The organism is Prevotella pallens ATCC 700821, from assembly GCF_000220255.1.
Lineage (GTDB): Bacteria > Bacteroidota > Bacteroidia > Bacteroidales > Bacteroidaceae > Prevotella > Prevotella pallens.
The window spans coordinates 147,015-170,233 of record NZ_GL982514.1; the positions used below are offsets into that span (position 1 = coordinate 147,015).

Sequence of the window (23,219 nt, forward strand, 5' to 3'; positions counted from 1 at the left end):
GCACAATACCTTCTGTTTGCACTTTTTTTTTTCGTACATTTGCAATCTGAAACATATTGTTCCAACTGCTGAAACAAGCTTATGCGCATACGAAAATCAACGAAATGGCTGGCTGCCATAGTGTTAGCACCAATATCATTGTTTATATTTTTGCTTGTTCTTCTTTACTTGCCACCTGTTCAAAACTGGATAGTAAAGAAGGTAGCAGACTATGCTTCACAGAAAACAGGACTAGAAATATCGGTTGGACACGTATCGCTTAGCTTCCCACTCGACCTAAAATTGGAACAAGTAATGGCATTGCGACCAAACGATAGTATACCACAAAGGCGCGATACAGTGGCAGATGTGAAAGAACTTGTGGCAGATGTGCAGCTTATTCCACTACTAAAAAAACAAGTAGAGATAGACCAACTCACCTTCAAAGGACTGAAAGCGAACACTATGAACTATATTGGCGACTTGCAGATAAGGGGCAATTTGGAACGGTTGCAAGTGGTTTCGCATGGCATAGACCTTAACAATACTACGGCAATGCTAAACAATGCCGATGTGCAGGGGGGATTTCTCGACATAGCACTCAACGATACTACACCGAAAGACACTACAAAAAAGAAAACAGTTTGGAAGATAAACATCAATAAAATAAACCTTTATCGCACCAATTTCCGCCTACACATGCCTGGCGATACTATGGTTGTGGGTGCCAATTTCCAGAAAGCTACTGTGGAAAATGCACTCATAGACTTATATAATAAGGTGTATCGGGTGCGCCAAATAGCGTGGAGTGGTGGACAACTTACCTACGATAAGACTTTTGTTCCACACGTTTTGCATGGATTCGACCCCGCTCACATAGCACTGAACAACCTAAATATAGGCATAGACTCACTCTCTTACGACTCCATTGCTACTTCTGCTAATGTTAGAACTGCCAATTTTACTGAACGAAGTGGGCTGGTTGTGAACGATTTACGCACACAGTTCCGGCTCGATAAAGCCAATCTCTATTTGCAATCGCTCTATCTGCGTTTGCCCAAAACCGAACTAAAGGCTAACATAACAATGGCTTTGAATGCCTTTAGTGCATACAATCCCGGACAACTTGCCGTATCGTTGAATGGGTTTACCACCCTTAACGACTTGCAACCGCTACTATATGGCAGAGTTCCATCAAGGTTTCTACACTCCATTCCTGCCGAACGCATAAACATAACCGGGTTTTTGCGAGGCAATACCCACCTTTTTACTCTGCAAAAACTATGTTTTCGCATGCCAAAACACCTGGTTTTGAATGTGGACGGACGGATATCAGGATTGCAAAAGCCAGAAAATCTATCGGCAAACCTTGCTTTACGTGGCAGCTTACAAGATGTTCGCTTTATAAAACAGCTGTTACCCAAGAGCGTAAATAGCACCATTAAGATACCAACAGGTATTGATTTCAATGCAAAAGTAAAGGCACAAGGACCACAATATGCTGCAAATATGTTGCTATACGAGGGTGGTGGGAACGCTACAGTGCGGGCTAGCCTAAACAAAACCACTGAAACCTACAACGTAACAGTGCGTGCAACCAATTTGCAAATACAACATTTCGTTGCAAAAACCGGGCTCCACCCCTTCACTGGTATGATTTCGGTATATGGTAGAGGCTTTAATGTGCTCAGTCCAAAGGCATCTTTGCGACTGAAAGCCAATATAGAGCAGTTTCGTTTCGGCTCTTACGTGCTCAATGGCATAAACACCGACATTGCAAAACATGGCGAAACAACCAGTGCACGCATTGTTAGCACAAACCGAATGTTAGGAGGCGACTTTGCATATCGGGGCAAACTGTCGGCTAAAAACATAGATGGACATCTGCGAGGGTGGTTGCGTCGTGTCGATTTAAACCAACTTGGTGTAATGAAAAAGCCCTACGTGGTGTCTGCTTGGGTAGATATAGATGTACGTTCTAACCTAAAAAACCATCACTATGTTAGCGGACCACTGCGCCATTTGATGGTAATTGGCGAATATAAACACGGAAAACAACAGCTAGCAGCTGGCAATTTAAACATTACAGCAAATGTAAATGGTGCCAAAACTGCCGCTCACGTGAATGGAAAGTTAGACTATGCCAACCTAAAAGGTTTAGAACTAATAAACAAACCCTACCTTCTGTCTACCGAAGCTAATATTGCTTTCCACTCCGAACGCCCCAAACACTACACTGTGGAAGGCTATTTAGGCAATTTAAAGATAGACGAACATAGAGAAGGAAATACTGTTTCGCTCTTCAATGGCGACTTAAACATTCACACAACAATGGCAGGCAACTTGGTAAATGGGGGTGCTAACGGTGTGATACGCCACGCCGACCTCTATCAAATGGGGTTTGTAGACAAGCCTTTCGTGTCTAATTGTGCACTAAACATAGATTTTAGCACCGACATGGCAGCCAAATTAATGGTGAAAGGTATGCTTGGTAACCTGAAAGTACAGGCAGACCACAAGCAATTTGTACCCGGCGATGTTACCATAGACGTGCTAAGTAGAGCCGATACTACCCATGCCGTGATTGAAGGAGGCGATTTTGCACTGAACACCGACTGGCATGGAAGCTATAAACACGTGCTAACAGCAGGCGAAAAAATAGCAACCAACTTGCAAAAGCAAGTGAAAAACAAACGAATAGACCAAACTTCGTTGCAAAAACTACTCCCCATAGGACAATTTAAACTAGTTAGTGGCGAAGGAAATCTGTTTAGTAAGTTGCTCGAACAGCAAGGTTATGTGTTTAAAACAGCCAATATTAACCTAACATCATCGCCTCTAAAGGGACTCAACGGCAATATTGTTGTAGACTCGTTAGTATACAACGATGTGAAAGCCGACTCGTTAATAGTAGACCTAACTACCAACGATACAGGATTAAACTACGACTTACAAGTGCTAAACAATGCCCAAAACAGCTATCCATACCAAGGTTTTGTGCACGGTTCGCTATTCGATCGTGGACTCAACACCTCTCTTTTGATAACCGATATGGACAATAAAACAGCTCTTGCACTATCTGCACAGGCAGCAATGCAAGGGCAAGGCATAAGCATTTCGCTTACTTCTGCCCAAGCAATATTAGGCTATAAAACATATAATGTAGAGCCTAACAACTACTTATATATAGGCAGAAACAAACGACTAAAGGCAGAAATGCAATTGCTTGCTACCGATGAAGCAGGTTTACACCTATACAGCGACGACACCGATTCTACCTCGTTGCAAAACTTCACCCTATCTATCAACAAGTTCGAACTTAGTCAGCTTATGAAAGTTCTACCATTTGCACCACGCATTTCGGGCGAACTTAATGGCGACTATCACGTTATTCAAACTGCATCTAGCCTAACTGTGTCGAGCGATATGGGTATTAAAAACATGGTATACGAGCAAAACAGCATGGGCGATGTAGGGGCAGAGTTTGTTTATATGCCTAAAGACGATGGCACACACTATGTAGATGGTATGCTAACAAAGGACGATAAAGAGATAGGAAGGCTCATTGGTGTGTACGATAGTAAGGGTAAAGGCAGCTTAGATGCCGAGTTTACACTCGAAAAATTCCCCCTTAGTTACATCAACGGCTTTATTCCCGACCGCATAATAGGCCTACACGGAACAGGCGAAGGTACACTCTCTATGCAAGGACCACTAAAAAATATGGATATAAATGGAGAGATTTATCTCGACTCTTCCTACGTCTTCAGCGAACCATACGGGGTAAAACTCAACTTCGCAAACGACCCAGTGCTCATCAATCATAGTCGTGTGGAGTTCGAAAACTTTGAGGTTCTCGCTTCCAATAAGGCTCCGCTCGACATCTCTGGCTACTTAGATTTCTCTAATTTCGACCGAATGAACACCGATTTACGTATGCGAACACGAAACTTCCAAGTAATTGATGCAAAGGAAAATGCACGTTCTGAAGTATTCGGAAAGGCTTTTGTAAACTTCGATGGAGAGCTGCAAGGACCACTATCGTCGCTCCAATTGGCTGGAAAAGTAGACATTTTAGACAACACCGACCTTACTTACATAATGCGCGATGCACAGCTTGCCAACGATAACGAGCTGGAAAACCTTGTTACTTTCACCAATCTTAACGACTCAACAAAGGACGTTGTGAAGCGACCAGATATAGAAGGACTAAGCATGAAACTAAGTGTCGAGGTGGATAACGAGGCTCATTTGGTGTGCGCACTCAACCCAGAGCGGTCTAACTATATAGATATTGTGGGCGGAGGAACCCTAAATATGGAGTACGATGCTACTAACGGAACACGCTTAAGAGGGCGTTACACCATTAGCGATGGTAAAATGAAGTATTCATTACCCATTATTCCATTGCACACTTTCAATATAAAAGAAGGTAGCTATGTAGAGTTTATGGGCGACCCAACCACACCATTGCTTAGCATTACAGCCACCGAAAATGTGCGTACCAACGTTTCTGATGGATCGAGCAACGGACGAATGGTAGACTTTGAGGCGGGTGTCCGACTATCGAAACGCTTCCCTAACCCCGGCGTAGAGTTCATTATACAAGCGCCAGAAGACCAAGAAATGCAAGGAAAACTAAGTTCTAAGGGTGCAGAAGAACGTTCTAAACTTGCCGTTACTATGCTTGCATCGGGCATGTACTTTGATGGAAGCACAGGCACAACCGCCAATTCGGCTATGAATAATGCTCTAATGGGATTCCTTCAGAACCAAGTAAACGCCATAACAGGACGTGCCTTGAACTCTATGGGGGTAGACATTACAGCCAATATGGAGAGTGCTGCCGATGCATCGGGTAGTCTTCACACCGACTATACCTTCCGTTTTTCTAAACGTTTGTGGGACAATAGGCTCCGAATAATTATGGGCGGACGTGTCTCAACAGGCTCTCAAGTGTCCGAACAGAACGGTGCTTTCTTCGATAACTTCTCGTTAGAGTATCGCTTAAACCGACAAGAAACGCAGTATTTAAAGCTCTATTACGAGCGAGAAGCATACGATTGGCTCGAAGGAAACCAAGGAGAGTTTGGAATAGGCTTTATGTGGCGACGCAAATTGCAGCATTTTAAAGACATATTTCGCTTTAAAAGCAAGAAAGAACAGGCTCCAAAGCGCGACAGTTTAATAAATTTCGTAAATGAAAAGAAACAATAAACACAACCATAGCCACTTTATAGCAGCACGTGGCAGTTTGTTTTGCATAGCAATAGTTGTTTTGTTTGTGCTCACAGCTATGCTTTCGGCATGCAGCACAACCAGTGCTTTGCCAGAAGGTGAGCAACTTTACACGGGCATGACCCCCACCGAATACACCAACTACACCAAAAACGCCCACTTCAATTCTGTGCAAGAAGAACTCGATATTGTGTTAGCCACAAAGCCAAATGCCTCTCTTTTTGGCAGTCCATCGCTAAAATCGCCCTTCCCTGTGGGGTTATGGATATGGAATGCCTTCTCTCCCGATACCACAAAGTTTGGTAGATGGATAACAAGAGTGTTCGGTTCGCGACCCATTACCTTATCGAACGTGTCTCCCGACCTACATGCTACGGTTGGAAAAAACCTGCTAAATAAGCGTGGATACTTCAATAATAAGATTACACACGAGCTTGTTCCGCAATCAAATAAGAAGAAAATAAAACTGAAATACACCGTAAATATGGGACATTTGTGGACCATCGACAGTCTGCAATATGTAGATTTCCCACCCGATGCCGACAGTTTGATACAGGCTTCACGCCCTAATGCCATTATAAAAAATGGCGATGCTTTCGACGTTGCCACACTTGAACAAGAGCGACAACGCCTTACGAGCCTGTTTCGCAATAATGGTTACTACTATTATAAGAACAATGACGCTAGCTATTTGGCAGATACCACCATCGTTCGAGGTAAAGTTATAACACGTTTGCAGCTTGCCGACTCCATAAATCCCATCGATTTGAAACAGTGGCGCATAGGAAAAATAACGGTAAATCTGCAAAAAAACTTTATGGAAGAACTACGCCAACATCGCAAAAAACAAGGGTTCGACCTTAATTTCAACGGTAGACACTCGCCATTAAGGAGCAGAGTAATTGCCAACGACCTACAATTTCGCCCCGGCGACCTATACCAACAAAGCAAACACACAGAGACTATGGAACGCCTAAACGCCACCAGACTGTTTACGGCGTCTAACATTTCGTTCAAACCAAGCAACTCTACAGACACCTGTAGCACGCTTAATGTAACGTTAGACTTCATGTTCGACCGACCATACGACTTCTATGTGGAGGCTTACGGACGGGGAAAAACAACAGGAAAATATGGACCCGAATTGGTGGTAGGTGTAACTAAGCGTAACGCTTTCCGTGGTGCCGAACTGCTAAATGTGCGTTTGCACGGTGCATACGAGTGGACAACAAAACGTAGCAACGATGCTGGCACCACCGGACGCATTAACGATTACCAATACGGAGCAGAGGTAAGCCTACAGTTTCCTCGTTTTCTTAATCCGTTTAAAACACCTCCTCGCATACTTCGCGAACGTATGCGAAAACGCGAAGCTGCCGCTATTGCAGCTGGAAAACCTCTCACGCTGAAGCCACAACGTACCTATTTCGAATCGCCAATGACCACTTTGAGTGCTTCAACCAACGTTATTAAACGTGCACTCTACTTTAAACGCCACGTGGTAGCAGGCGAACTCACTTACAGTTGGGCACCCAGCGAACGCCATTCGTTCATTTTTAAACCCCTATCGCTTACATACGAGTATATGAGAAGCGTAACCAACCGCTTTAAAGCACTCACCGATAGTGTGCCATATTTAGAAGTTTCTATGGCAGATCAGTTCATTCCGAAAGCCTTATTCCAGTATACGTACCAGAGTCCGAGCGGATATGCCAATCCAATAAGGTGGTGGTCTACAGTCAGCGAAGCCTCTAACGTGATCGCTTTAGGCTATTTGGCAAGCGGAGAAAAGTGGAATAAGCGTGGAAAAACCATGTTTAAAAATCCGTTTGCCCAGTTTGTAAAAATCGAAACTAACTTTACTAAACTGTGGGCGCTATCTGGCAAGTCGTCTATAGCAGCCCATGCAAACGCAGGGGTGGTGTGGGCGTATGGCAACAGCAGGTTTGCTCCCTATTCAGAACAGTTCTTTGTGGGTGGCGCAAACAGCATTCGTGCCTTCAATGTGCGCGAAATTGGTCCGGGAACTTACCGTTCTGCATCGCTCGTACGGTCGTATGTAGAGCAAACTGGCGAGGTAAAGGTACAAGCAAATGTGGAATATCGTCCGCATTTGGTAGGAAATTTGTATGGTGCACTATTCCTCGATGCTGGCAATGTGTGGACTTTGCACAGCGATGCCAGCAGACCGGGTTCGCAATTCCACTTTAACAACTTCTTTAAAGAGCTGGCTTTCGGCACAGGCGTAGGTCTTCGGTACGACATAGGCTTCTTTATGCTTCGTGTAGATTGGGGCATTGGTCTGCACGTTCCTTACGAAACCGGGTTGAATAGGCTCTATAATATTCGCCATTTTGGCGATGCGCAAGCCCTACATCTTGCCATTGGAATGCCTTTCTAATGCTTATAGAAGGCATAAAAACTTAGGAAATGTTTCCTCCATTTGCCACAAACATATTGCAATAATATTGCTAACTGTATATGCGGAGGCACTATAAATATCGCCCTACGGCTGCTTTTGGACCGCCATTTCGTTGTAAACGAATTGGAAAAATGTTGCTTATGATTTGCCGTTCTGTTACGAACGGTTAGCCAAAACGCAACGAATGTGCTGAGAAATATCTACATCTATTTCGTGAAGTATTCACACTCAACCACGAAATACATTTCTACCGATTTGCAACAACATAACATTCAAAAAACAAAAACCATACTTTTGCAATGTAAAAACCCCCTTTTTGCACGACAAAAACCATACTTTTGCACGGTAAAAACCATACTTTTGTATGGCGAATATGTAACGTACAGATAACGAACACGTTGCGAACACCATGGAATGTGTTTCAAACAGATTGCGAATGTGTGGCGAATATATATATGCGGACACGATAAATCGGTCCCCTACAGCTGCTGACGGTCTGCCAATAACGTTGCTAACGGTTTGCGAAAATGCAATGTTCGAAAACGAAAATTACTCTTTTATATCGCAAAAAAGGGGATTTATAAATAGAAAGAGCCTGTTTCGATATGCGAAACAGGCTCTTTTGTTTTTCTAAACATTTTTCTTTGAATTGCTAAACAGCAATCGACACATTGTTAAACCCTAATTGGACGGCATATCACAACAGCATTCCATTGTATTTCTGCTATAACTTTGTGTTACATTTGGCTTAAATCTGCCGAACCACTAATATCCAATTAGGGGTTAAACTGGCGAGTGCTGTTAAGCTATACCCATTAGTTAGCGTAAGGAGAGGTCCTCCAAAGACGTACAGGGGCACTCATAATGAAGTTAAGTTTAAATCTTGGATCATCTTTTGCGCCTTGAGCTACATCACCATTAACAGGAACGTTTACATAAAGATAGTGTTGGAAGAAGCCACAAGTCTCGTTTCCGCCCTGCGAACCCATGAAAGCAACCGCCTGTTTAGGTAGAACATTATTCAATCCAAGCATTGCTCCGGTGCGATCAGAGCCCTTTGGATTATATCTTCCTGTGGTTGTTGTATTGTCAGGAGTCCAATATTGTGTACACTTTCCTAAGGTTGATGTGTCGTAATACCAGAACGTTTGGTTTCCAGCAGAGGTAGAACTGTTCACTCCTGCGTATGGAAATATACGCTTAGTATCGGTTGGATAGGTGGTACCATTACTTGGATCAGCCCAGAAATCCTCCGTATCTATGTCGTCCATATCCAGTACAAAGCGTGGACCAAGGTAGCGTTGGGTGAGCACAGCTGCCCCATTTACATCTTCGTAGCGTATAGTATAGCGATAGTTATTATTGTCTATCCATGTTGGATTGCCATCAAGTCCTGCGCTAACTTGTCCTTGAGAAGCTGTTACATGCCCCATATAAACCTGGCCTTCTCCGCTATTGGTAATGTAATCGGGCTTTTTCGACATACCAATCATATAGGCAATAAGTTTGCCGTTGCTATCTTTCACACCCTTAGAATAGGAATGAAACACAAGTTTAGTGGTGCTCCAACCCGGTAATTTGGCAGGAGAAACAAAGCCAACAGCATACTTATAGTTTGTACCAGCATTGCGGAAGCCAGCAAAACCATAGTATTGTGCAATGATGCTACGCCAGTATTCGTTGCCAGCAAACATATATCCAGACGGTATAGAAGCCAGTTTGTCGGTTATCTTTTCTGTGTTTGCAACATATTCTTGGTAAGTATAGCGTTTTGTATTAGCCACATTATAATCGTTATCAACCGACAATTCAGCTTCAGTACCAAAGTTATCGTGTTTTGCAATGTAGCTTAATGGTGGGAATTTGTATACCACACTGCCCCTTGCCGGATAGTTAGCACCCGATGTATAAGGTTTTAACGAACCGTAAGCAGGTATCATATTGATAGACGAAGGCACAACTTTAGTAGCCGAACTGGTCTCTGTAGGCACAGCCATCAGTAGGAACTGTGTTTTAGCAATACGGTTTACGGTGTAATTAGTGCTTGTTGCAGATTCTGTATTATCATTATACAACTTCACAGCCTGTGTTTGTGGAGCCATCCAAACATATATGTAGCTGGGTGCTTCGCTATTATTTGGAACATTATCGAAGTTGTTTCCTGTTGCATCTTTTAGGAAAGTGTGGTCGTAATAAGTAAGTGCTGTATTGAATTTCTTACTTAAATCGTTGTCAGCCTTAGCATCATTAGCCTTCTCTTCAGCATAGTTTGCAATGTATTCGCCCTTAATACGGAAGTGTTTTTTGGCAATAAGACCATCTGATCCTATCATTGCATTGTCGGTTAATGGGCGTTGATAGAACTTAAAAGCCTTGAAAGCATCTTGGAAAGAGGTAGATGTTGCCGATGCAATTTGGGCATCTTCTGTGTCAATTAAGTCGGTTGTTGGAACCTCATCAAATACTTTTAAGTCGAACTGACCACACAAAATGTTGCTTGTTATTATGCGAACGCCATTGTATTTAAAGCCAAATCCGGTTTTGTTAGTAACCTTTAGTCGGACTATTGAGCCAAATTGTTTAAAGCGAACAGGGTCTTTTGCCTTAATAGTTTTATTGGTTTGGTTGGTTTCTAACTTACGCCAGCTGAACACGTATGGTATGTTTGCACCCCATTTAACCTTGTTTCCAGCAACATCTCGTGCCACATGTCCTTCCACAAAACCATTAAATTTCACCTGATTAACACCAGGAAGAGGCTCTCCACCCAGTATTCCGCACACAAACCATGTACCCTTACTGAGGTCGGTACCCGCCTTCATCTCGAACGTTTCGGTTGGTTCGAGCGTTAAATTTCCCCCTTTTGCGTAGGTCCATTTGGTAATAACCTTTGTTACAGGCTGTGTTGTGTCGGTGCTTTTAAATATTAATAGCACTGGCACTTTGGTACCATTGGTAAGCTCTGTGCCCTCGTTTGTACCCTTGTTGTATATACCTACGGGAGTAGGAAAGCCAGTGTTGTCGTCTGTTTCGTATCCAATGGCGTTGTTTGGAGGGTCTGCTCTAGTAGTAAGAGCAGGTTTGTCGGCTTGCATATTGCCGTCCATTGCCATCGAAACAGTAATACCTGGTAGGTTGTTTTCGTTGTTTGTATTGTCTATAATGTCCTTATCTGTACAGCTTGCAAATAGTAATGCGCATATTGCAAGGTATGAATAGAATAATTGTTTCATAAAAAATAAGTTGTAAAAGAGTTTTTTGCAGGACGATTTTCGCCCTCCTATAGTTACAAAATTCTAGTAAAATTGGTTCGTTAAGGGTCTTGATCATCTATTCCTCCCGTATTATCTTCGGGATCAGGTTCGTCATTTGCTGGGTCTAAGTGCCCATGTATCGGACTTCCTGCGTGGAAACCACCCTCCAAAAGTTCATCGGTGTAGAGGCTTAATACCTCAAATAAGGGCTTAACATACAGTTTCTTCGTTACCATAAATGTTGTTTTAAAATTCTTTTTTAAGTTATTTCCGTTAATCTGAATATACAAAACTACTAATGTTAGTGGTTTGAGCATCGTTTAAAGCCGTGGCTCTTTCTCAACAAAAGTTTGCTTCTATAGTCTCAGAATTCGGTGCAAAGTTAGATATTATATTCTCTTTTTCAGAACATTGGAATTTGTTTTAATGATAATTAAAGATGATTTTATAATTTTGTTTCGTTAATATTCTATAATAGTATTGTGTTTTTGACACACCATTAAGATATATAATGTATCTTTGCGATATCAAAATGATATTATAAAACATACGAAAACGGATTAAAATAATACGACTATGGAAAAGAAAGAATTTGCCTTTAAAGGCACAGTAGTGAATGGTTTTGCTATGCTAAGCCTAACGCTTGCATTGTTGTTGTGTGGCATTGCCAGTGCCATATATGGTTTTGCGCAAGAAGACAACAATGCCAACGGAGGCTTATTTGTTGGTTTGGGTGTTGCATTAATAGTGTGTATGATATGCGTAATGTGCGGTTTTGTGAAAATAGAACCTAACGAAGCTCGTGTAATGGTGTTCTTCGGACAATACAAGGGTACGTTTACCACTGTAGGTTTCCACTGGGTGAACCCCTTTATTAGTACAAAACGACTATCGTTTAGGGCACGAAACATAGACGCTGCCCCCATTAAGGTGAACGACAAAACAGGTAATCCGGTTTTAATTGGTATGATGTTGGTGTGGCGATTAAGGGATACTTACAAGGCAATATTCGAGATTGACTCTGAAGCAATGGCAACATCGGTAGACGAAAACGGCAAAGTTAATCCTGTAAGCAATATTATGATGGCATTCGAACGCTTTGTTCGCATACAAGGCGATGCGGCTTTGCGACACGTAGCTGGTCAATATGCATACGATAACACCGACGATGACAAGACAGCACAGACACTTAGAGACAACAGCGAAGAGATAAACAAACTGTTGGAACAGACGCTTGACGAACGATTAGATATGGCTGGAATAGAAATTATAGAGGCTCGCATTAACTATTTGGCATACGCTCCCGAGATAGCAGCCGTAATGTTGCGTCGCCAACAAGCCTCTGCCATAATCTCTGCCCGCGAAAAGATAGTGGAAGGAGCGGTTTCTATGGTAGACATGGCACTGAAAAAACTAGACAAAGAGAACGTTGTGGCTTTAGACGACGATAAGAAAGCGGCTATGGTGAGCAACCTTATGGTGGTGCTATGTAGCGAAAACGCCACCCAACCAGTGGTAAATTCGGGCACACTGAATATGTAAACCAAACATTATAGAGGCACTCTGCCCACACCTTATATATATAAGTGCGTGCCGAGTGCCGTGCCTATGCACTGTAAAAACGTGTTGTTGGCATAAGCTAAAACTATATGGCAAAGAAAGAAAATAACACAAAAAGCTTTATTCTTAGGGTAGATGCTACCACAATGGGGGCAATAGAGAAATGGGCTGCCGATGAGTTTCGCTCCACAAACGGACAGTTACAGTGGATAATAACCGAAGCTCTGCGCAAAGCACACCGCCTTCCAAAGCAGCAACTAAGAGACAAAGCCGAAACAAAAACAACAAATAAAGACAATGAAAACACCAATTGAAGATTTACGTTTACCTCGTACTACCGAATCGACACTATACGAAGTGGGGTCGGCAATTATGCTTCTGCTTGCATGGATAGCAGGCGTTATGGCAACAAATGCACACAGAAAGAATGGAGTAATTATTACTGTGCTACTTGTTTTTACTATTGTTGCGGCAATAGCACACTACATTTCGTATCGGCCAGGTATGCGTTGGGATAACAACAACTTCCACCCTGCAAACGTTCGAGAGGCTATAGTGGTATCAAAGTTCTATCGTGTGTTTGCCATAGAACTAACATCGTTAGGTTTGGTTATGGCTCTTATGGCGTTGTGGGATATGAAATTCCAAGAATCGTCCACAGTTTTCACAATAGTTACACTTGCTATTATAGTGGTAAACTATATGCTTACAGCAAGAAAACTAATGCGGATACGTGATGATGAGTGGCGAAAACAACAACAGAACAACCAAAAAGAGTAATGTAGTTCCCCCTTCTTGCAATGCAAAAAGGGGGTTTTTGCAATGTAAAAGTATGGTTTTTGCACGCCAAAAACCATACTTTTGTAATACAAAAAGGTGGTTTTTCGCAAAGCATTGTTATACAAACAGTTACACAATATTTCTTTTCTCATATTTTGTTTCCACCGTAGGCATTGCAATTAGTAATATTTTGCATACCAAAATGGGTTGTTTTTGTTGATGATGCGGGCGCGATGAATCAGCCCTTACGCCTTGCGGAATGCACGCTGCGTATATATTGCGTAATAAATAACCCTTTCGGAATGTTCGTTGATATATATTACACGATGAATAAATCATTTTGGGTTATTCGTTGATATATCTTTCGTTCTCTATTTGGTAATGTTTTTCGAATGGAGAATGTGTTTTTCCACGTTCACCCCGTAGGCGTAGGGGACCGATTTATCGTGCCCGTGTCCACGAAATTCCCTGAATTGGTGTTGCGTTTTTCCACCGTTGGTATTGCAATTCATTGTACCACACCCGCGTAATTCCACAAAATGGCGTTGCAATTTGCATCATTTCGATACATTAAAACCATTTGGTTTGGATTGAAAAACGGGCACGATGAATCGGCCCCTACGCCTTGCGGTGTGTTCGCTGCCATATATTTGCGCAAAAAAATGAATATTGCGGAATGTTTGTTGCCATACATTTTGTATGATAAATACGCCTTTCGGAATGTTCGTTGCATATATATTGCGTAATAAATAACCCTTTCGGAATGCACGCTGCCGTATATTTTACACAACGAATAAGCCATTTTGTTGCAGAAAAGAACAACTTATTTGCCTCAGTATTAATGCTTAACCATTGTTTACTTCTTCTTTTTCTTTCTCCAATGGAACAACTCTTTAAAGTTGGTAAAGTCTTTTTTCATAATCACACCTATGCCTTGTGTGTTGAGAGAGTTACGTGTAAAGTAGCGATCGTTGGCTCTGTTGTAGAAGTTTAGTGCTATATTGCCGTTGGGCAATAGTAGATATTTAATATCGAAATCGCCAATGAAGGCAGATGTATTGGTAGCAACGTTGTCGCGATATCCAAATTCGCCGTTTATAAGTAGGCGGTTGTTAAGCAGACTTCCCGATAGTATGCCTTCGTATTCGGCATTGCTAAAGCCATCGTTACCAGTGGCAATGTTTGCTCCAAAGTTCCAATGATTGTCCTTAATAACGTTAGAAAGCACGGTGTTTATTTGTTGCGAGATAGTTCCAGACAGTATGCTTTGCATTACGAGCGATGCTTGTTTGGGCTGATTGGGTGTGTTTGGATTGGCATTGTTGGCAGTTTGCGGATAGAAACGCCCCACAGCCAGTAGGTATAACACCTGTTGGTTAAGGTCTTGTTCGGAGTTTAGCACCGATAGTACCATTTGTTTAGCATCGGCAGAAAGCTCTGGTAAGTTCAGATTAAAGGTAACAGAGGGAGCTTCTGGTGTACCATTTATGTCTAATAAGCAGTCTACCTTCGTGTTGCTGGTGCGGAACGAGCTACCCATTTGCAGGTCGGATAGAGGCACAGAGTTAAGCGTATATCGTCCTTTAAGTGCGAGAGTGGCAGCATAAGGGTCGCCTCCGAATGCTATAAGCGAGCCTTCGTCGAATGCGAACTGCCTTTTTATAATGTTCTGAATGGTGAGATTGTATGCTCCACGTCTCACATTATAGTTTCCAAAAATTTGGAAAGCCCCTTTGTTATAGTAGGTAGCACGAATAACCCCTGTACCATTTAGCGATATATTATCGCCAGTAGCCTCGTCCATTAGAACGCCCAATGTAAAGTCGGGAGTAGTGTTTATGAGGAAGTTAATGTGCAAATCGCTTGCTAAATTCTTGTTATATCCGTCTTCTGCAGGTCGTTTCAGCCATGTAGTGTCTTGCTTTAGAGAGGCTTGTAACGAGTCTGGTGTCATATCGCGCCATCTAATAAACGAGTTTTCGTCTATGGTGTTTTTTGCCGCATTGTATGTTATGAACGAGTTACGGTTAGGCGTTATATCCACATTCATAGTAATTTCGTGGTTGCGACCTATTATTTGGCATTTGCCAGAGGCATATATACGTCCCCAAAAAGTACCCGATGATGCCTTGCGAGCAAAGTTATAAGTAAGCAAATTGTTGGTTTGCACATCAATATCGAACGTTAAATGTCGCAAAGCCTGGTGGTGCAATCCGCCCGTAAGCACCGCTTTGTGTCCTTCAGGGTCGGCAATGGAAATGTTGTTGAGGTTTATTTCGTTAGGAACAAGCGTAACCCTGCCATCTTGTACTATATATGTGGTGCCCAAAGGAGTTATGCGAACCGAGCCAGAAGCCAGCATATCGCCTTCGAGATTAACGTTATTAAGTGGTCCAACCACCTTTACCCAGCCATTTCCACGTAGGTTTATGTTGTCCATAAAGGTTCCACAGAACTTGTTTAAGAAGGTTAGTCGTGTGTCGTTTGCATATATTGGCAAATTTATATAGCTATGTCGCAAGTCTATATATCCCTCAATGTTAGTTGAAGCCCCCTCGTCTATGGTTTCAGCATCTATGTTTATGCGTCCTTCAGCATTAGAATAGTTAGCTTTTGCATATAGTATTCCCATATCGCCATGCTCAAATTGAAACTGTTTAACCGTGAGATTGGCATTGGCTTGTAGGTTATGGAAAACCGATTTTAGCACAACATTGCCCGAAGCAAGCCCATTAAAGCCCACGCTATGGAAGTTTGCAATGTCGAGAATGTATGGAACATCAATGTCTTTAAGCTGTACGGTGAGCGAATCGGCAGGGTTTCCCGATGTTAAACCATTAACAATAATGTGTTGTTCCTTATTAGAAAGTTCAAAATGCTGTATATTTAAATGGTTCTGAACATACGAAATTTCTGATGGTTGTACCTGTAAATCAATTGTATCAATGCGTATCTTAGATGGCGCAAAGTGTAAATGAGTAGCCAGTTTGTTACCCCTTTGTCGTTCAAATTGTGCAGAACAATCTATCTGTCCGCGGAAAGTTTTCTGTGCAAAAGCATTGAACGACGATAGCGTATTTAGTTCGTTGTGTTGTGCAGTAGCTATGGTTTGCAGTGCAAGACGCCGTCCTGCGCCATCTATCCATTCGCCTTTTATGCCAATGTTTAGTGCATTGTGGAGAGTGGAAAGTGCAAGAGAGATATTCTCGAAACGGTATTTTGCATAGTTGGCACGTGGTGCGGCAATGTTAAGCGACACGGTGTTGTTAGCCTCGTTTACGTCGCCTTTAAGCTGAAGCGATGGCGAAAGACCAATTTTAAGTCCTGTTAGTTCGTGTAAAAGCTGTGTGTTTGTTATGTTAGCCTCTATGTGGAACACATTGTTAGCAGTGGTTTTGTTCCATCGGTGAGGTGTTTCAACGAGTGCAGGAAGATATGTGCCCACCACATTTTGCACACTTTGCACCATAGAAGTATAGTTGAAACGTCCTGAAATGGCGAGCGTTCCAAAGTCGGACAGTAGTTTTATGGACCTACCAGCAAGTTTATTATCGGCATTAAGTTCCAGATGGTTTAGCTTAAAGCTACGGTTGTTCGCCTCTTGCATTACAAAATTGTCGAGCGTAAGTTTACCAATCAGGTTGTTAAGCGTAGTTCCACTTCCAGCTAAAGTAGTGCGAAACGAGAGCGTACGATTGCCCAATGCGTTTGTAATGTGCATATTGTGCAGGTTTAAACGTTCGGCATTAATGCGTGCATTCACCCTTATTAATCCCTTTTTCTCTATAAACTTGCGAATGTTTCCCACCATACCATCAATGCTAAGTTTGCCATTGAGGTCGTTGATAGATGCTTTTCCGTTGAAAGTATCGTTAGTATAATCGCCATTTACGGCAATATTTCGGTAAGTGTAACCATTATAGTCGAAACGAGGAACAACCCCTTTTGCCTTGATATGGTGCAAATCGGACGTAGCTTCTACCTTTATATCGGCAGCAATAGAGCCAAGTTGCGATGATGTAAGAATGTTTCCGAGTGTGAAATGCGGTGTATACAGTTCGGCATTAATGGTTTTTCCACGCTGTAGAAAGTTTATGTTGGCATTGCCATGTGCAAGCAGAAGAGTGCCTTTTGCGTGTCGGTAGTTTCGTGTTCCTTGTGTTTTTCCTTTGAAACGCACATCTCCTAAGCGCATAACTTCGGCAGGCAACTTTAGTTGGAAGGCACTGTTAATGTGCTGAATAAGTTTACTTTTAAGAACCACCGACAGCGAATTCAACTTCCATGCTGGTTGTTTGGCGAGCTGCGAGAGCATACCTTTGCAGCTAATAGCAGCCTCGTTGTTTCCATAATGCAGTGCAAACGTTTTAAGTTTCAGCTGGTTAGCTGTTCCAGAAACATTTGTATTGAAATACAATTTCTGGTCGAAAGTAAGCAATGGAGGTAGCAAACAGGCAATATCGGCAGGTGTTATATACGATTTTTCTGTGCGTAATTGGTGATAAGCAGTAGCAAAATTAAGTTTTTTATACCTATTATTAAAGCGCACAGAATAGAAAGGTACATTAATTTTAGACTGTGGCAGCTGAACAAAGAGCTGAGTTATGGTAGCTAATTGTTTATTAGCTTTCAGCTTAAAACGTAGATTTTGCACATTTAAACCCTGTTTTTCGTTGAACGAAAGACTATGTATTTGGGTGCAAATACGGCTATCTGTAAGCGTGTCAATATCAATATGTCCCGATATTTCGGTTACATTCAGGTGGTTAAGGTTTAGTTTATTGGGCGTGTTAGGTGCCGAAAGAAGGTCGTAGCGCACGTTGCTGTGCCGTATAATAAGACTTTGAAGATTAAGGTCTAATGGAGTATGGCGAGTGGTATTGCGCGATTTTAGCGAGTCTATAAGGAATTGGAAGTTAGGTTTTTCGGTAGGAGAAGTTTGGTAGAGTAGGGCATTCAGTCCAAAAATCTGTGCCGACGAGATGCGCACCTTCCCCCCATTGATAAGCGAAAGAATGTCTATTTTGGCAGCAATACGCGATGCTTTCGCCATTTGCTTACCACTTTGGTCGTTAATAACAAGTCCGTCTACAATGAAATGGTTAAGGAACCCCAAGTCTACACGCTCTATTTTAACCTTTGTTCCTAACTTTTTTTCAAGTGCACCAGCAACCTGCGCACCTACGAAATGTTGCACAGACGAAAGGTGTAACAGTATAATTATAAGCAGATATAGCCCTATGGCTGTCCATACACCCCAACGAATAAGAGTCTTTAATATCTTCAAAGCGAGTGCAAAACTACTATTTTTCTGTTGCATAGTGAAATTAATGAAGCGAAAAGTTTTCTAAACTGATTAAAAATAGCTATATTTGCACACTCATTTAGTGACGTTTTCATTATTTAAATTTATGACAAAACAAATAAGGTTGCATAAGGGGTTAGACATAAAACTCAAAGGACGTGCTAAGGAAACGACTATGCCACAAGAATTATCGTCGGTGTATGGACTTGTACCAGACGACTTTGTAGGAATCATTCCGAGGCTAAAAGTAAAGCCAGGCGACCATGTAAAAGCGGGGGAGACGCTTTTTGTGAATAAGAATTCGGAGGAAGTAGGCTTTGCTTCTCCTGTAAGTGGTACCGTAAAATCGGTGGAACGAGGCGATCGCAGAAAGGTTTTATATGTAAGTATAGAACCCGATAGAGAGCAAGAATTTATTGATTTTGGCGTAAAAGATGTGCAAACACTCGATGGAGAAACAGTGAAAAATGCACTTTTAGAGGCAGGTTTGTTTGGTTATATCAACCAATTGCCCTACGCAGTGTCTACCACTCCCGACACAAAACCCAAGGCAATATTCGTATCAGCGCTAAGAGATAAACCGTTAGCGGGCGACTTTGAATACGAATTAAAAGGACAAGAAGAAAGTTTTCAGGTAGGATTAACGGCACTTTCTAAGATAGCAAAGGTTTATTTATCTATTGGAATACAGCAGAAGAGCGATGCTTTAACAAAGGCAAAGAATGTGGAACTTACTGTATTTGATGGACCATGCCCAGCAGGAAATGTGGGTGTGCAGGTAAATCATCTATCTCCAGTAAACAAAGGAGAGGTGGTTTGGACGGTAGACCCAACGGCTGTTATATTCTTTGGAAAGCTATTTCTTACAGGAAAAGTAGACCTAACACGTGTTGTTGCCGTAGCAGGTAGCAAGGTGAAAGACCCAGCTTACGTGAAAGCATTAGTGGGAACACCCATTAAAGATATTGTTGCAGAACGACTAACGGGCACAGAACACGTGCGTATTCTAAACGGAAACCCACTAACAGGTACTATTGCAGACGATAAAAGTTTTCTTGGAGCACACACATCAGAGGTTGTGGCAATGCCAGAAGGCGACAATGTGAATGAATTTGCAGGTTGGATAATGCCTCGTTTCAACCAGTTCTCAACATCTCGAAGCTATTTTAGCTGGCTCTTTGGCAAGAAGAAAGAGTACGACCTCGATGCGCGCATCAAGGGAGGAAAGCGTAATATTATTATGAGTGGTGAGTATGACGCTGTGTTACCAATGGATATATATGGCGAATATCTTGTTAAAGCCATTATAACAGGCAACATAGACAAGCAAGAAGAACTGGGAATATACGAAGTAAGCCCTGAAGATTTTGCTTTGGCAGAGTTCGTTGATAGTTCAAAACAACCATTACAACAAATTGTGCGCAATGGTTTGAATACACTACGAAAGGAGAATGCGTAAATACACCTTATATTATAATAGAGAATTAACAACTTTAAGAGATACAATATGAGCTTAAGAAATTGGCTTGATAAGCTGCGTCCGCAATTCGAAGAAGGCGGAAAATGGCACGCTTTCAAGAGTATCTACGATGGTATGGACACCTTTCTGTATGTTCCAAACGAAACATCAAAGAGCGGAACATCTATTCATGATGCCATCGATTCTAAGAGAATAATGAGTATTGTGGTTATTTCGTTAATACCCGCAATGCTGTTTGGAATGTACAATATAGGTTATCAAAATGCATTAGCTGCCGGCAAACTGGGCGAAGCAACCTGCATGGGAATGTTTCTGTATGGCGCTTTAATGCTGTTACCAAAAATTTTAGTATCCTATATTGTGGGTCTGGGTATTGAATTTGCCTGGGCACAGTGGAAAGGCGAAGAGATTCAGGAAGGCTATTTGGTAAGTGGTATTCTTATTCCACTTATAGTTCCCATAACATTACCCCTTTGGATGTTGGCTTTAGCAGTGGCTTTTGCTGTGATATTCACAAAGGAAATATTTGGTGGAACAGGTATGAACACCTTTAATGTGGCACTTGCTGCACGTGCATTCCTCTTCTTCTCTTATCCCGGGAGTATGACTGGCGATAAGATTTGGGCAGCTACTAATCAGATTTGTGGGCTTGGCTACACGCTTCCAGACGGATTTACAATGGCAACACCATTGGGCGAGGTTGCTCAAGGTGCCTCTGTAAATGCTTCAGTATGCGATATGGTGCTTGGATTAATACCCGGTTCGGTGGGCGAAACATCTGTTATTGCCATCGCTATCGGTGCTATTATATTGATTTGGACGAACATTGCAAGTTGGAAAACTATGTTTAGCGTGTTTGTTGGTGGCATTGTAATGGCACTAATATTCCATTCAACAGGAGCAAGTCCACTACAATGGTACGAACATATAGTATTAGGAGGCTTCTGTTTTGGTGCAGTCTTTATGGCTACCGACCCTGTTACCTCTGCAAGAACAGAGCAAGGCAAATGGATTTATGGCTTCTTAATAGGTGCTATGGCAGTTATTATTCGTGTATTGAACCCTGGTTATCCAGAAGGAATGATGCTTGCCATACTCTTTGGCAATATGTGCGCTCCTCTAATAGACTATTGTGTGGTTCAATCTAATATAAACAAGCGTGCTAAACGTGCTAAAATGTAAGGAGAGAATACCAAATGAAGACTAATAGTAATTCGTATACAATCATCTATTCTGTTGTTCTTGTGCTTATTGTAGCATTCTTGCTTGCTTTTGTTTTTCAGGCATTACGCCCACAGCAAGATGCTAATGTGCGCTTAGACCACCAGAAACAAATTCTGTTTGCACTAAATCAAGACCGTAATATGTCTGATGAAACAGCACAAAAGCTTTGGCATCAAATTATTATTGCCGACGATATTATAGACGCAAATGGAAAAGTAGTGAAACAAGGAACACAAGGCGGTGTAGATGCAGGCTTTAAACTGAATAGCAAAGATGCTAAAGAAGGTAAACTGGCGCTATTCCGTTGTAAGGTAGATGGACAAGATAAGTATGTTATACCAGTATATGGTAACGGACTATGGGGACCTATTAACGGATTTATAGCCCTGAATGGAGATAAAACAACCATATTCGGTGTGTACTTTAACCACGAAAGTGAAACTGCCGGACTGGGCGCAGAAATAAAAGATAACAAAGCTTGGCAAGATAAATTCAAGGGTAAAAACATCTTAGATGCACAAAAACAACATATAGTTTTTAGTGTAACAAAGAAAGTAGAACAGCCAAACAATCAGGTAGATGCCGTTACTGGAGCTACTTTAACAAGTAATGGCGTTTCTGAAATGTTCCACAACGAGAAAGGTGGACTAGCCCCATACATTAAGTTTCTTACAGAAAAGTAATATTGAGAAATAAATTAATATAAAACAAAAAGATTATGAGTTTGTTCTCAAAACAAAATAGAGAGGTTTTTATAAACCCATTAAACCTCGACAACCCAATACTTGTTCAAGTGTTAGGTATATGTTCGGCTTTAGCTGTAACCTCTCAATTAAAGCCATCTATAGTAATGGGATTAGCCGTAACCATTATTACGGGCTTCTCGAATGTGATTATTTCAATTATCAGAAAAACCATTCCTAACCGCATTCGTATTATCGTTCAGCTGGTTGTTGTGGCAGCTTTGGTAACCGTTGTAAGCCAAATATTGAAGGCGTTTGCCTACGATGTTAGCGTGCAATTGTCGGTTTATGTAGGTCTTATCATTACAAACTGTATTTTGATGGGACGTTTAGAGGCTTTCGCTATGACCAATAAGCCTTGGCCAAGCTTCCTCGATGGAATAGGAAATGGGTTAGGCTATGCGCTCATTTTGATATTAGTAGGAGCCTTCCGCGAATTTTTTGGACGTGGAAGCTTACTTGGTTTTAAGATAATTCCACAAAGTTTCTACGATATGGGATATGTAGACAACGGTATGATGGCTATGCCTGCAATGGCGTTGATACTACTTGGTTGTGTAATATGGGCTCATCGAGCATTTTTCTATAAGGGAGAAGGAAAATAATTATGGAACATTTAGTTAGCTTATTCTTCAGGTCCATCTTCGTGGACAATATGATTTTCGCATTCTTCTTGGGAATGTGTTCATTCTTAGCCGTATCTAAAAACGTTAAAACATCGTTCGGATTGGGTGCAGCCGTAACCTTCGTGTTAGCTGTTACAGTGCCTGTTAACTATTTGTTACAGACTAAAGTGCTCGGACCCGATTGTCTAATAGAAGGTGTAGACCTCTCTTATCTTAGCTTTATTCTCTTCATTGCCGTTATTGCTGGTATTGTGCAGATAGTAGAGATGGCTGTAGAGCGATACTCACCATCACTATACGGAGCGTTAGGAATATTCCTTCCACTCATCGCAGTGAATTGTGCTATCATGGGAGCAAGCCTCTTTATGCAGCAACGCATAGGTCTCGACCCTGCAAGCTCGCAATATATAGGCTCTGTTTGGGACGCCCTCATCTACGGACTCGGCTCTGGCATTGGCTGGTGTTTGGCAATTGTGCTGATGGGAGCTATACGCGAAAAAATGGAATACTCTGATGTTCCAAAACCTTTGCAAGGACTTGGCATTACATTTATCACCGTGGGACTTATGGCTTTGGCTATGATGTGCTTCTCAGGACTTAAAATTTAG

The 23,219-nt window shown here is 41.9% G+C and carries 13 protein-coding genes; 10 read left to right on the top strand and 3 right to left on the bottom strand.

Going from position 1 to position 23,219, the window contains the following annotated elements:
- Positions 1–81: 81 nt before the first annotated feature.
- Positions 82–5,196 (top strand): translocation/assembly module TamB domain-containing protein, encoded by a 5,115-nt coding sequence (locus HMPREF9144_RS09800; RefSeq protein ID WP_006045865.1) that lies wholly within the window; start codon positions 82–84, stop codon positions 5,194–5,196.
- Positions 5,180–7,618 carry a translocation and assembly module lipoprotein TamL gene (gene tamL / locus HMPREF9144_RS09805; RefSeq protein ID WP_006045866.1) on the top strand — a complete coding sequence of 813 codons (2,439 nt, stop codon included), beginning with the start codon at positions 5,180–5,182 and terminating at the stop codon, positions 7,616–7,618. Before HMPREF9144_RS09800 ends, tamL begins: the two co-directional genes overlap by 17 nt.
- An 836-nt stretch (positions 7,619–8,454) precedes the next feature.
- Here tamL and HMPREF9144_RS09810 read toward each other — a convergent pair.
- Entirely contained in the window at positions 8,455–10,872 is a 2,418-nt protein-coding gene (locus tag HMPREF9144_RS09810; RefSeq protein ID WP_006045869.1) for a hypothetical protein, read from the bottom strand.
- An 80-nt stretch (positions 10,873–10,952) separates the two neighbouring features.
- Positions 10,953–11,129, bottom strand: coding sequence for a hypothetical protein (locus HMPREF9144_RS13575; RefSeq protein ID WP_169310321.1), 177 nt, complete (start codon positions 11,127–11,129; stop codon positions 10,953–10,955).
- A 340-nt stretch (positions 11,130–11,469) separates the two neighbouring features.
- Here HMPREF9144_RS13575 and HMPREF9144_RS09820 point away from each other — a divergent pair, with 340 nt between their 5' ends.
- From HMPREF9144_RS09820 to HMPREF9144_RS09830, 3 genes are all read left to right on the top strand, one after another.
- Entirely contained in the window at positions 11,470–12,435 is a 966-nt protein-coding gene (locus tag HMPREF9144_RS09820) for an SPFH domain-containing protein (RefSeq protein ID WP_006045871.1), read from the top strand.
- Between the two features lie 107 nt (positions 12,436–12,542).
- Positions 12,543–12,767 (top strand): type II toxin-antitoxin system antitoxin, encoded by a 225-nt coding sequence (locus HMPREF9144_RS09825; RefSeq protein WP_006045872.1) that lies wholly within the window; start codon positions 12,543–12,545, stop codon positions 12,765–12,767.
- Positions 12,751–13,233 (top strand): hypothetical protein, encoded by a 483-nt coding sequence (locus HMPREF9144_RS09830; protein WP_006045873.1) that lies wholly within the window; start codon positions 12,751–12,753, stop codon positions 13,231–13,233. The genes HMPREF9144_RS09825 and HMPREF9144_RS09830 overlap by 17 nt, the downstream gene beginning before the upstream one ends.
- Positions 13,234–14,089: 856 nt before the next feature.
- Here the strand turns inward: HMPREF9144_RS09830 and HMPREF9144_RS09840 are convergent.
- Positions 14,090–18,553, bottom strand: coding sequence for a translocation/assembly module TamB domain-containing protein (locus HMPREF9144_RS09840; protein ID WP_006045878.1), 4,464 nt, complete (start codon positions 18,551–18,553; stop codon positions 14,090–14,092).
- Positions 18,554–18,644: 91 nt separating this feature from the next.
- Between HMPREF9144_RS09840 and HMPREF9144_RS09845 the strand changes: the two genes are divergently transcribed.
- Genes HMPREF9144_RS09845 through nqrE form a run of 5 tightly spaced genes read left to right on the top strand, consistent with a single transcriptional unit; the run spans position 18,645 to position 23,219 of the window.
- Positions 18,645–19,997 carry a Na(+)-translocating NADH-quinone reductase subunit A gene (locus tag HMPREF9144_RS09845; RefSeq protein ID WP_006045879.1) on the top strand — a complete coding sequence of 451 codons (1,353 nt, stop codon included), beginning with the start codon at positions 18,645–18,647 and terminating at the stop codon, positions 19,995–19,997.
- 48 nt (positions 19,998–20,045) lie between these two features.
- Complete coding sequence (locus HMPREF9144_RS09850) at positions 20,046–21,200, top strand: NADH:ubiquinone reductase (Na(+)-transporting) subunit B (RefSeq protein WP_006045880.1); 1,155 nt, start codon at positions 20,046–20,048, stop codon at positions 21,198–21,200.
- Between the two features lie 14 nt (positions 21,201–21,214).
- The gene (nqrC, locus tag HMPREF9144_RS09855) at positions 21,215–21,925 is read left to right on the top strand and encodes an NADH:ubiquinone reductase (Na(+)-transporting) subunit C (RefSeq protein WP_006045881.1); all 711 of its coding nucleotides are present in this window, start codon (positions 21,215–21,217) and stop codon (positions 21,923–21,925) included.
- A gap of 35 nt (positions 21,926–21,960) precedes the next feature.
- On the top strand, positions 21,961–22,590 hold the full coding sequence (locus HMPREF9144_RS09860; protein ID WP_006045882.1) for an NADH:ubiquinone reductase (Na(+)-transporting) subunit D: 630 nt from the start codon (positions 21,961–21,963) through the stop codon (positions 22,588–22,590).
- 2 nt (positions 22,591–22,592) lie between these two features.
- Entirely contained in the window at positions 22,593–23,219 is a 627-nt protein-coding gene (nqrE, locus tag HMPREF9144_RS09865) for an NADH:ubiquinone reductase (Na(+)-transporting) subunit E (protein ID WP_006045883.1), read from the top strand.